Source organism: Pseudoalteromonas sp. APC 3495 (assembly GCF_030407645.1).
Taxonomy (GTDB): Bacteria; Pseudomonadota; Gammaproteobacteria; order Enterobacterales; family Alteromonadaceae; genus Pseudoalteromonas; species Pseudoalteromonas tetraodonis.
This window is the reverse complement of the sequence record NZ_JASDDA010000002.1, coordinates 154,566-166,400: the sequence shown is the minus strand read 5'-3', so window position 1 is coordinate 166,400 and position 11,835 is coordinate 154,566. Positions and strand designations below refer to the sequence as shown.

The 11,835-nt window shown below is 35.8% G+C and carries 11 protein-coding genes; 3 read left to right on the top strand and 8 right to left on the bottom strand.

The genetic code is table 11. The features are described 5' to 3' along the window. Positions 1-47 precede the first annotated feature (47 nt). Both QL984_RS01575 and QL984_RS01570 read left to right on the top strand, forming a co-directional pair. Positions 48-362, top strand: coding sequence for an NUDIX domain-containing protein (locus QL984_RS01575; RefSeq protein WP_290171929.1), 315 nt, complete (start codon positions 48-50; stop codon positions 360-362). A 140-nt stretch (positions 363-502) separates the two neighbouring features. Further along, a complete protein-coding gene (locus QL984_RS01570; RefSeq protein WP_290171928.1) occupies positions 503-2,404 on the top strand; it encodes an ATP-binding protein in 1,902 nt (633 codons plus the stop codon). Between the two features lie 80 nt (positions 2,405-2,484). On the opposite strand, the gene QL984_RS01565 is transcribed toward QL984_RS01570, so the two are convergent. The 8 genes from QL984_RS01565 to QL984_RS01530 form a co-directional block, all read right to left on the bottom strand. Then, positions 2,485-3,570 carry a DNA cytosine methyltransferase gene (locus tag QL984_RS01565; RefSeq protein WP_290171927.1) on the bottom strand — a complete coding sequence of 362 codons (1,086 nt, stop codon included), beginning with the start codon at positions 3,568-3,570 and terminating at the stop codon, positions 2,485-2,487. Then, the gene (locus tag QL984_RS01560; protein ID WP_290171925.1) at positions 3,567-5,645 is read right to left on the bottom strand and encodes an ATP-binding protein; all 2,079 of its coding nucleotides are present in this window, start codon (positions 5,643-5,645) and stop codon (positions 3,567-3,569) included. Before QL984_RS01560 ends, QL984_RS01565 begins: the two co-directional genes overlap by 4 nt. Before the next feature lie 15 nt (positions 5,646-5,660). Beyond that, positions 5,661-5,954 carry an XRE family transcriptional regulator gene (locus QL984_RS01555; protein WP_290171924.1) on the bottom strand — a complete coding sequence of 98 codons (294 nt, stop codon included), beginning with the start codon at positions 5,952-5,954 and terminating at the stop codon, positions 5,661-5,663. A 157-nt stretch (positions 5,955-6,111) separates the two neighbouring features. Next, on the bottom strand, positions 6,112-7,086 hold the full coding sequence (locus QL984_RS01550; RefSeq protein WP_290171923.1) for a TniQ family protein: 975 nt from the start codon (positions 7,084-7,086) through the stop codon (positions 6,112-6,114). Next, entirely contained in the window at positions 7,087-7,980 is an 894-nt protein-coding gene (locus tag QL984_RS01545) for a TniB family NTP-binding protein (RefSeq protein WP_290171922.1), read from the bottom strand. Then, positions 7,977-9,842, bottom strand: coding sequence for a Mu transposase C-terminal domain-containing protein (locus tag QL984_RS01540; protein ID WP_290171920.1), 1,866 nt, complete (start codon positions 9,840-9,842; stop codon positions 7,977-7,979). The genes QL984_RS01545 and QL984_RS01540 overlap by 4 nt, the downstream gene beginning before the upstream one ends. A gap of 7 nt (positions 9,843-9,849) precedes the next feature. Next, positions 9,850-10,494, bottom strand: coding sequence for a heteromeric transposase endonuclease subunit TnsA (locus QL984_RS01535; protein ID WP_290171919.1), 645 nt, complete (start codon positions 10,492-10,494; stop codon positions 9,850-9,852). After that, positions 10,485-11,228 carry a DUF2971 domain-containing protein gene (locus QL984_RS01530; protein WP_288422512.1) on the bottom strand — a complete coding sequence of 248 codons (744 nt, stop codon included), beginning with the start codon at positions 11,226-11,228 and terminating at the stop codon, positions 10,485-10,487. Before QL984_RS01530 ends, QL984_RS01535 begins: the two co-directional genes overlap by 10 nt. 358 nt (positions 11,229-11,586) lie before the next feature. On the opposite strand from QL984_RS01530, the gene QL984_RS01525 reads away from it, so the two are divergent. After that, positions 11,587-11,826 carry a hypothetical protein gene (locus QL984_RS01525; protein WP_008109433.1) on the top strand — a complete coding sequence of 80 codons (240 nt, stop codon included), beginning with the start codon at positions 11,587-11,589 and terminating at the stop codon, positions 11,824-11,826. Positions 11,827-11,835 lie beyond the last annotated feature (9 nt).

The window sequence follows — 11,835 nt, the reverse complement described above, 5'->3', positions numbered from 1 at the left end:
TGATGTATAGCGATTTGATTTTTTCATAGTTCCAGTTTCTCAAGTTATTGAGTCTCTGGCAAACACGGGGCGATTCAGAAACTGTATCTGAAGCAGCTCAAAGGGAGCTTTTCGAAGAAACAAATGTAGATATAGACTCACTCTCTTTTTTTAGTTACTTTGATGAAGTAATGAGAGATCCAAGAGAACGCACAATTTCTTTTGCTTTCTTGGCAACGCTTAACAGATACAGTTTAGAGATTAAAGCTGCTGATGACGCTTCTGAAGTGATGTGGTATCCAATTAAGTCACTACCTAAACTGTCATTTGATCATATGAAAATCATTGATACAGCGATAAAAAAGTTAGATGATATAGAATAACCGCAGATTTAACTATACAGAAGTGCTTAGAGTCCTTAATCGTCTAGGGGGCCACTTTGATGAATTTTATCTCGATGCAAACTTGCCTGTCAGCCCTCTGAAGCACTTCAGGTCAAGATAACAATAAATAAAGGATTATTATGACAAAAAAAGAATATCAAATCTCAATTGACCCAAGAATTCTTGAATTACTCGGTCCTAATTTATATACAAACATCTACTATATACTTGCAGAATTAATTGCAAATGCTTATGACGCCAATGCAAAAAATGTTTATATCATAAAGGATGATGAAGGCAATATTATTGTTGAAGATGATGGACATGGAATGTCGTATCGCGAAGGAGTCCAAGACTTTCTTAATGTAGCAAGAGAGAGCCGAACGGATAAAGAAAACTCATTTGTAGATGGCTCTAATCAGCAACGCAAAAAAATGGGTAGAAAAGGGGTCGGGAAATTAGCAGCATTATCAATATCAGAAAATGTTGAAGTAAAAACTATCAAAGACGGCGATAAATCAGGGTTTATATTATCCAGAAATGTTGGTAAAGATAGGAAACTAGTAGCTATAAATGAAGATGCTATACAATTTTATAAAATTCAAGAGCATGGTACATCCATTCTAATGCGTAATCCGAGTTACGACATACACAAAACACTTAAAGCTGCTAAAAGAAATTTACTAAAAATATTTCCGCTAGTTGACGACAATTTCAAAATTCACATCCTTCTCGGCAAAGAAATAGAATCTATTTCAAGTCCTGAATTCGAAACTATCAAAGAGTTGGGCACTTTAATAACTTTAGGTGAAGACTTTGAACACTTACATAATTATTTCGACTCTAAGATACCTAACCCTGACAATAAGCTAAATTTAAAGCAGTTACAGGAAAAGCGTGATTCATTTTGTGTTCCTCTCTTATTAAAAAATAAAGCAGGTGATGAGTGTGAATACAAATTAGAAATTCGTGGTTGGATTGGTGCTAGAAGGAATGTATCAAGACCACAACATTATAGAGCCGAATTTTCCGACAATTACATATCATTACTGTCGAACAAAAAATTAGGTGAATTCAACATATTACAAACATTAGATAGTCACGAAACATTGAGTGTTTATTATGTTGGGCAACTACATGTCGATCTATTTGAAGAAACATCCCTGTCAGATATGGCTTTAAGTAATAGGCAAGGATACAAAGACGATGATAAACGTTTCGTGACAGTAATGAATTATATAAAACACGACTTGTTACCCCATTTAAATAGACTGAGACTGAAGTACGGTAAACTTAAAAAATCTAGAGAACAAGAAAAAGATAACGAGAAAAAGAAAATAAAAGAAGAACAACTCAGAGAGCAAATCGATACTTTTAAAGGAAATATTGCAAGCACTCTTGAGAGAAATCTTAAAAACATAAAGTTAAGTAATCCTGAAGAAATAGTAAAAGTAGCAAGTAAGGCTGTTAATCAATCCATGCCAAATTTGAAACTAAAAACTACAGTTGAAAGAAACAAGAAAAAATTATTAATAAGTCAAACTAAAAAAGATAAACATGTAGCAGACCTAATTTATGACTTATTAGTCTTTGCTGGTATTCCTGCTGAGGATATTCTGTACAGTAACTCTAGTAATGATCAATCTAGCCTTCCCATTAAAGTAGATATTTTCGATTACCTCAGAGACTTTTTTGTAGAAAGTTATTCCACTCAAAAAATATATGTAGTTTATGTAACCAGTGAACAAATGAAAGATCGATGGGCGGTGTTATCGGAAATAGGGGCAGGATGGATCACAAAGAGTGAACATGACATATTCACTATCAATGGTTTCACTCCTGAAAAACCATTAAATACAAATGAGACATGGGGCAATATTGAATTCGATATTCAAGAAAAAACTATCAAACTTGACGAATCAAATTTGAATGTCGTAGTGAATAAACTCATATATATATGTAAAGAACTAGATTACCAACCGGCCTCCAAGGAGGATATCAAACAAGAAATATGCAAGCGCATAGAGTTAATCGAAAGCTAGAGAAGCCCTTTCTCCAATAATATGTCTAAGAATTATTGGAGAATTTTCGACAAGGTACAGAATAAATTTTTTACGATATATCAACCTTTTAGTTGATTGTTTTCTTTTATGGCCTGATAGCAAGCTTCACTCATTTTCTTAGCAAATTCACAAGGCAACGCATTTCCGATAATTTGGCAAGCATGATCAACTAAGTCCGTAGCGAACTCAAATTCATCAGGGAAGGTTTGCAGCCTCGCCGCTTCTCTGACTGAAATAGTTCTTAACTGTTCCGGATGACCAAAGCGACCTTTACTTAGAGTTGTACAACCACCTGTAATCGTCGGTGATGCTTCATCCCAAGACATGCGGCTATAAACATTACCAAAGCCTGTATTTTTACCTTGATGGCATTTAGGTCTTAAATGATCTGGAATGTCAAATCTTTGTCCCCCTGGCTTTAAATATTTCAAACGTTCAATATTGATTGGGGCAGTATCTCTTGTTACATGCCAATTAAATTGTCTAGGGCCACCATAACTAGCGCTTTTCTTTAAAGATATAGGTTCATCTAGACCTTTAAAGGCATCTTGAACTGTTTTCCATTTTGGTAAGTCGTCTTTTCCAAGCTTTGAATGTGTGGGCTTCGGTATTTTTATCTCAAACCCTTTTCCTGCAAGTAAAACAAATCGACGTCTATCTTGAGGAATACCATAATCAGCAACCTGAAGAACATCATAATTTACAATATAACCTAACCTTTCAATTGTTTTGATAAATGCACATAAAAATGGGGAACCTTTATCAATAATTCCAGGAACATTTTCAACCATCACAGTTTTGGGTTCTAGTTCACTAATAAGTCTAGATACCTCAGAAATTAATGAATTTCTTTCATCATCTTTATTATACTTTAATGTAAGTGAAGAAAACCCTTGGCATGGCGGGCAACCTGCTAGTAGTTCTAATTCCCCTTTTTTCAAATTACATTGTTTTAAAATCTCTTTTCCAGAAACAAATCTGATATCCTGATCAAAAAGTACAGCTTCTTTATTGTTGTGACGAAAAGTTTCTGCGGCAACATTGTTATTTTCAACAGCTGATATCACATTAAATCCAGCTTGTTTCAAGCCCTCAGAAAGGCCTCCGCCACCTGCAAATAAATCTATTGAATTAAAGTTCATCATGAATCCAATCTATTATCTAGTCTATCAAAGAAATCACCTAGAGGGTGATCAGAACTTGCCATCCGTTTTAGTAACTCTCTAGTTGGCTCACCACCAAAATCAATTACATCCTGTATTCGAGAATCATCACAATCTTCGCCAACACCATTCAGCATTGAAGAAAGCAACTCTAGATAATCTTTTCTAGATTGAAGACAGATGTCATGCCACGTAAGTATATGAAAATCGGGGTCGCCACACTGAATTGCACCACCAGTATTTTTACCAACCAAATAGCCTGTTATTTTTGCATTAGGATGAATTCCTTTTAACCAATAATAATAAGTTTTAAGTTGCATCAAATGATCATATGTGAGTGGAATTAAAGGACTCTTTAGCTCCACTATAATAATAGTAGATTTGTCATCATTGCTAAAAAAAGCAAAGTCAGGTCGAGTACCTGAATTCGGCTGCATTGCCTTTAACTCTTTCTCCGTATTACCGTGAGCAGGCAGTAAACCTTCTAAAGCTGCCTGTTTAGCCATCTCTTTTATTGAAATATTTGCATAAACTTTCCCTTTATCAGACCCTAATATCCAAGGAAACCTCTCTAATAAAGCTTGTAATTGATTTTCTGTTCCATTCGTGCTTAATTCATTTAGCTTTGTCAGGGCGTAAATTTTCTGAGATACGGTAACTGATAAAGACAGTGATTCAGGAACTAAATATTCATTAATATCATTAAGCATCTCAACAAAGTGGTTATCACTACCTTGTAGTGTATTTACTTTATCCCAAAGAGAATTAATGATTTTCCTAGTCGGACGGTGAGTCCATGCAGAAGTTAGTTGCCCTATAACTTCGTTTTGTAGTTGCTCATCCTTATATATTTTAGGACTCATCTTACATACCATATCTTTTAGTATAGTTCTTTCTGTGGATGTTACTTGTGGAATATCCGGCAATGTTTTAAACTTATTAAGAATGTTTACTTCATTATCTTCTTTTTGTTTTTTCCGAAATTCACGAATCCACTTAATAACTAGCTCTTGCCCCCATTCGTACATTGGCTCTGTTGCGTCATTATTCCAGTTAATACTCGTACGGTCTGTTGAAACTACATCTTCATCCAACTCATCGAGCCAATCAGCCTCAATAACGCCGTACATGTATCTCGTTGAAATTTCAACACCTTTTGCTCCGAAAACAAAAGGACGATCTTGAGCTATTTTACCATGCGCATAAACTCCAACCCCAGCTTGGTCTTGAGACCACTCTGCTTGTTTTACGAAACCAACCCAATACCTAACTACCCTATCTTCTCCATTAAATGATATTGTTTCACTTTGGTAACCCTTTTCAGGGAATCTGTAAGCAAAGGTAGGTAATGCCAAACTTTCTGTAACTTTATCGTCATCGACATAAACTGAGAAATCGTCCCTTAGTAATGTTACAGTAAAGCGCTGGCCAATTGATTCCATAAGCGACTTTTTAGATATTTTACGCTTTAATGAAAGATCATCCATTATTATTAGAGTACCGCCAGTCTTTATTTTACCTAAAAACTTACTAACATAACCATGAGGATCTTTATTTTTAGGAACTTTATCAATTGAAACTCCATCACATATAACATCAGGTTTATACGATGAATTTTCTATATTTTTCGCCCCTGATTGACTTAGTAATCCAGATAAATTTATTTCCATCCAATAACATTTTGAGTTTTCTTTACAAACAGTTAAAAGTGATAACTTTTTCGCAATACCAAATGGTGCAAGTTTTCCAATGCCTTTACGCCCCATTAAACTCCTATTTTTACCTGTTTTTTCATCTAAATTTCCTGTAGTTCGCTTTTGCTTACCAATGACCAAATAATTTTCAACAAGAGTCTTTCGACTCATACCGGAACCATCGTCAAAAACAGCTAAGTGCTCTTGATTAATATCAACCCAAACATTTTCTGCATCCGCATCCCATGAATTTGATAATAATTCAGCTAAAACATTAGTTGGTCTATTCTGGTACAGTTTTAAGCCAAGATGCTCAATTATATTATGGCTGTAACTAAGTTTTAATTCAGGTTCAAGACTCATTTAAGTTCCCTCTAGTTATTTTAATTTTTTTAATAATGATTGCTGGGGATTTCCCCCAAATTTACCAATTTCGGCTCCACCTCTAACTTTCTGGGAGCTTAATTTCATAGCTTTAATAAGCTCTTTATATTCGAGCTTATTATCTGCCATTTCACCAATTAGAACAGCAATAATGCCCAACTCATTTGGCACTTTACCTCTACTCGCATTATTAGTTATAGAGTTAGGGTTTTTTTTCAGCAGAATAGCAAATTCTTTTGCTGTTATACCAGCTTTTCCTAAATTTCTAATAAACTCAACATAAGTCATATTATATACATAAATTAATTCTACCAACACATTAATATATGTATCATAGATAGGAGTTTAAATCAACAAAATAAACTCTTTTGAACTAAAAAATAGACCTTTCGGGATGATTAGCTTCGATGGCTCATATTGAATAAACAGTTACTTATAAATGGATTTACAGCCTCCTTAATAATCTAAGTCCAATAAAATCTTTATAGAGGTGATGGTGGCGCAGTTTTTTGTGCTTTATGGCTTCATTAATCTTCCTAGGATATTTTTCGATTAACCACCATGCGAGCTCTAAAATATAATGCCGCTCAGATAAAGAGCGTTGCTCAAATGCTACTTTTACATCACTTATATACTGAAACGGCATATCTGTTTTTTCACATAAGTAATGCTGCAAATCGGGAGCCAATGAGTATGAGGCAATAATTCTACAAAGCTGATGCAGTAAATTAAGCCTTTGGGTCTTTATTTGACCTGAATTAACAAAACCACGGTCTAATACCGCTAACTTCCATTTCCACCTTCGATGTACGTTCTGGTGCCAAATATTAACAGGAGTAGGAGTGAAATCAGTTAAGCTTAGCCCGCATTTCCAACACACAGCTAGATCTGGAGCATCTAACTGGTGATATTTGCCAAGCTCTATTCGGTGAAAGGCAACTGCCATTCCACAATGTCTACATCTATCTTCCATGAGTATTAAGTGTTTTGGGCAAAAAGTATAAAAAGCCACTCGCCAAGCAATTCGATAATAAGCGTCTGTACTTTCAGCTAAGCATAAGGGACAATACTGCATGCCATAACCTGTATGCTTACGATGGTATAATTTAAGCGGTGTTATCCAGCGTAGCTGACCTGACAGGCTTGTAGATTCAAATAAACGCCCTTCAAATAGACTTAGCGTTGTTTTCTTTGTTTCCTTAAGTGGTATCCCCGTTTTTACTGACATCTGCTCTAACAAGCTTTCAGGCGCTAGCCTATCTATATCCCTATTCCAAAGTTCATAACGCTTATCAAAAGCAAAATGACCAAAGCTTTGTACTTTAAGGCCATTGTGATGTGCAGTTCGCACCATCCATGAAGATAAACACTCCCCTGGTAATGGGTGCGGATGAGCTGGCCATAATTTTCCAGACAACATTTAAATTGCCTTGTCTAACTGACGCTTTCTTTGTGAGGGTGTTACCCAATTTATTTTATCTAATACTATTGGTGTGATTGCTTCTATATTATTTTTAACCGCATAAACGGCTGCATCATTAAGTAATCGTGAAAGCTCTCCAATATAGCCCTCACACATTGAGAATAGTTGCATAGCTAAGCTTTTAGCATGTAAATTTGAGGGCTTTCTTAATGGCAACATACGTTCAAAACTCACTAGTAACCTTAAAAAATCCTGATTAAACTCCCATCGAGGTAACAATACTGGCTCAAAACGGTTAGCTAATTGAGGGTCTGACTGCAGCGCTCTAAACGCGTCTTTAGTCCCAACCCCAACGATTGATATTTGTAGCTCATTACCAAGGTATTTAAGTACATTCAAGAATGCACGTTGTCGATTTAAATTACCCGCCAAAATATGATGAATTTCATCTATGACCAACATTTTTGTACCAATGTAGCGCAATAATTTGATCACTTGAAATTGCTTTTTATCAACTCGTTCACTTGGCCTATATGGCGCAAATAGTAACTCCAGTATTGCATTATAAAAACGCCCCTCATCGGGAACAGGAGGCGCTTGCACTAATAATACGGGTGCAAGCACTCCATCACCATTGGGGTTATCTTTAGCTGGGTATTGTTTCAAAAATCGTTTGGTAAGCATCGTTTTACCATTGTTGGTATCACCAACAATCAGCATATTGGGCATTCGCTCAATTCGTGGGTACGACATTAGGTCATCCAACTTTGTCAGTACAGACTTTGCTTTAGGATAGCCAATCCAACGATCCGAACGAATTTTTTCAATTCGTAGTTCATCATCAAGCGTTAATTGCCCAATGGCTTGCTCACTTAAATGCTTATAGCTCATGACCAGTCATCCATTTCATCGAACGGCTCTATTTCTATTTCAGTAATATCATCAAAATCCACATCTGATATTCGATCATTCTTGGGTGTTGGGTTTTCAGTTTGTGCATGTATTTTTCTTCGCTGTACTGAGCGCCGCGCGGCTTTGGTTTTATGAACGGCTTCGAGTTCAATTTCTCTCATTTTTTCATAAGCTTCAAAAATGGCATGTTCATTGAGCGTTTCTCGGCCTTGAGCCTCAGCTCTAGAAACGGCCTCTCGAAGTTCCCATATGCTTATTGCTGGGTGCGAAGTGTCTCTATATGGTATAGCAAAGTGAGAGTGTAACTCGGGGTCATAAAACCAAATTTGACTAATATCTCTAGGATCTCGTCTAAAAATGAACTTACGCTTTCTTTTAGGTTCATTTTCATCAGGCGCATTGATCCAAGGACGTAAAACATCATGGTAATAATGAACTTTATCGATAACAACACCATAGTCGAGTACTGAACGAAGTTCATACGGCATAAAATCAAACTTTAAGCGATCTTCATCTTTAATTCTTGCAGGCAAACCACATCCAGGGTTATGTTCGTCACCTAAAATACCTTGCTTATACTGGGCGATAGGTGTCATGCCTATCATAGAGTGTATTTTTTGGTGATAAACGTTAACAACATAATTTGCTAGCCAATGCTCGAACTCTGTTAGTGTCATTGATGCTTTGGATTCTGAGTCATAGTCTCCTTTCTCTGCCGTATTAGAAAAAGTAGAGCCTGGTAAAGCATGAATTTCTTTTGAAAAAGTTCCGAGTACACGTTCAACATGCGCTCCAAAATTTGGCCTTGCAACAGGCCTCCATTCAATATCAATATTATATTGCTCACATGCTTTTTGAAGCATGTTACCGCGAAACTCTTTAGCGTTATCAACATGTATTTTTGCAGGCAGGCCCCAAAGAGGCCACTCCCCATTTAAATCGTACTTAGCTAGCCACTGCTCTTTAGGCAGAATTGAGTGAATTAAACATAGCCCAGTGGTCATTGCACTTGGAGGATCAAAAGAAACATAAAATCCAGTAATCATTCGACTATATACATCAAAAGCAAGTGTTATCCATGGCCTACCTATTGCTTTTCGATAATGATCATCAACTAAAATAATATCTAATTTTGTGTGGTCAATTTGCACGACCGATAGCGGCCAGTCTGCGCCAGGAAACTTACCTTTAATTGGACGAAATGTATTATCTGAAACTTTCCGCCCTTGTCTTCGCGAAGCAACTAACTCAAGAGGTAATGCTTTTATTCTATTTCGAATAGTATTGTCATGAGGTGGTGTTAAACCTTGTTGACGACATAGCTTTTTAACCTCGTCAATTACCATTCGCTGAGATTTTCTTTGTTTAGTTAAATATTCAGTAGCGATTGCTTTTTGAATAACTTCTTCTATTTCATCATCAAACTTAGTAGAACCGCGATCTCGCCTAACTTTAGGCAAGAGTGACGATAATAGACCTGACGTTTCATAATGCTTTAACCAACCATATAATGTATTCGTATGAAGATTATTATCAGCTGCGACATGCTGTACATCTGAGCGACTTCGTCTAGGTAAATCCAGTAACGGTTTAATTATTTTTAGCCGTGACTTAGCAATACTCCAAGACTCACCAGTAATATTTAAGAGATCCTCAACTTGCGTTGGCGTAAACGGTTTTTTATTATCTAATTTAGCGATAGGAACAGTAAATGAGACACCTGTAGTTTCATTCACAATAATTACCTGAGACAAATCAATAAGCTCTGCAATTCTGTAGTTATGCCCCTCATATGAAACTTTTTGACCTAGTTCAATTTTAATTAATGTTGATGAGTCCATCTTTAAGTTACCCCTTCCAAATCTTACTAGACATCGTTATCTTGGATGCTAAGTCTATTTGAATTTGCCTGCTTCCAATTAAATACCATAGAGTTGGCAAAAGTGAAGCTTGGTTTATTTCGTCACTGTAAATAGATGATATTAGATTTTTAGGTGTTGTTACTTTAAGTTGTGACAGCTTGTCATCAAGAATCATCATATCGTCTTCATTTTCTGCACCACGCCTAATAAATGGCAATAAAAACTTCACTGACTCCAAGTAAGTAGTTTTTATTTCTACCTCAGTTATTAATTTAAACTTCCAACCATTTTCACGGCAAAAACATATAGCGGCTTTAAATTTAGGTTTTAATATTTTCCAATTTTCTTTAATGTCACTTCGATATTTCACTTCAAATAATGTAGGACATTGAGCTTGTTTCTTATAAAAAACCAACGCATCAGGCGTATATGAACGGTTTTTACCCTGCTCATTTAACCACTTTAGTTTAATAGGCTGAACTTCAAAACCATCTACATTTTTATCAAACTCTAAGAGCATTAAAAAATCACGCTCCAAAGTAGACTCGAACATAGCTTGCCCTTGTGATTTAGAGTGGGCGGCAATACCTGTAACGTTTCTATAGTTTTTGGGGATTTTTCTTATTGGCATATCAACTCACCATTTTTAGATAACCTATCAAACTCAATAGCAAATCGACCTTCGGCCTTCCTAGCTTGAAAAACCATCACGTGTTCCCATTGAACTTTCATCAGCTCACTTAGTATCTGTAATTTATCTTCTTCAGATGTTTTCAAACCAAATGTAACCGATTGAACAGCTTTATTAGTGATAGGTTGAACGCCAAAGTTATGCGCTATTAATCTGGTCTCACGCTCATATTTCCAGTATGAATATTTCGTTTTCAATAATGGATATATAAATATATTTAATAGTGTTTTTAGTGAGGGAGGATTATCATGTGGCGCTAGGGCTAATTGCCCCGATATATTGTCTAAAGGGTGTTTAGACTGATAAATAACATTTTCTATGCCTGCTACAGCTAATCCTTTCAATAGCTCCCTTTTATTAAATCCAATGCATATCCCTTTATGACTAGCCGCATAATGAGACCACATTAGTTGATTCTTTTTTGCTCTGCAAAAACAACAAACGCCAATTTTCTTCAAAGCATCGTCAAGCTTATTTTTTAATGATTCCAAAGAGTAATGGTCATTAAGCTCATTTTCAGTTAACGCATCTTCTAGTGCTCTTTCATATTCGATTTGGCAATCAAAAGGATCATTAAAATCTGAAGGGTGAGAAAAATATAACTCTTTCTTTGTGAACGTAGACAAGTAGTGTTCACTCGAAGGGCTATAGTACCTAAATAATGTATTTTCCAATCTCTTATACCTTGATAATTAGCATTTATAAATTATTACATATCTAATTAACAAAAAATTCAGTACAAAATAAATATGTAATCTAATTGCGGTGTAAAGCTAATTACCAATCGAGTAGTCTATAGCTTTATAAAAAATAGATATTTGAAAGAGTATAGTACAACAGAGCATTGTAGTTCACAGTAAAATAAGCCTTGCTGAACAACCGGCTGGTAAATAAGCCTGCTGATAAACAAAAAGCTGCCAACGAGCAGCTTTTTTTGTTTATGGTCGTTATTTTCAGCAAATGTAAAATAAAGTTAGGCTAAAGCGGGGTTACTTGAGATAATTACCGCTGATACCCTTAATTAGGTTCATTATGAAACTATTAGTTCGCAACTTATCTCGTGCTACCACTGAGCATGAGCTTCGTACTTTATTTACAGCGCACGGTAAAGTGACCACCTGTAACTTAGTACTCGATAAAGAAACTGGCCAATCAAAAGGTTTTGCTTTTGTAGAAATGCCAAACGACATTGAAGTTAAAGGCGCTATTAAAGCCCTTAATCAAACGACCGTTGATAAAAGCAAAATCCGCGTAAAACTAGCCGATGCTTAATAACGATTG

What these genes read in the sequence shown, in the direction of transcription:
- QL984_RS01570 (WP_290171928.1), top strand. Translation starts at nt 503, where the DNA reads ATGACAAAAAAAGAATATCAAATCTCAATTGACCCAAGAATTCTTGAA.
- QL984_RS01565 (WP_290171927.1), bottom strand. Translation starts at nt 3,570, where the DNA reads ATGATGAACTTTAATTCAATAGATTTATTTGCAGGTGGCGGAGGCCTT.
- QL984_RS01560 (WP_290171925.1), bottom strand. Translation starts at nt 5,645, where the DNA reads ATGAGTCTTGAACCTGAATTAAAACTTAGTTACAGCCATAATATAATT.
- QL984_RS01555 (WP_290171924.1), bottom strand. Translation starts at nt 5,954, where the DNA reads ATGACTTATGTTGAGTTTATTAGAAATTTAGGAAAAGCTGGTATAACA.
- QL984_RS01550 (WP_290171923.1), bottom strand. Translation starts at nt 7,086, where the DNA reads ATGTTGTCTGGAAAATTATGGCCAGCTCATCCGCACCCATTACCAGGG.
- QL984_RS01545 (WP_290171922.1), bottom strand. Translation starts at nt 7,980, where the DNA reads ATGAGCTATAAGCATTTAAGTGAGCAAGCCATTGGGCAATTAACGCTT.
- QL984_RS01540 (WP_290171920.1), bottom strand. Translation starts at nt 9,842, where the DNA reads ATGGACTCATCAACATTAATTAAAATTGAACTAGGTCAAAAAGTTTCA.
- QL984_RS01535 (WP_290171919.1), bottom strand. Translation starts at nt 10,494, where the DNA reads ATGCCAATAAGAAAAATCCCCAAAAACTATAGAAACGTTACAGGTATT.
- QL984_RS01525 (WP_008109433.1), top strand. Translation starts at nt 11,587, where the DNA reads ATGAAACTATTAGTTCGCAACTTATCTCGTGCTACCACTGAGCATGAG.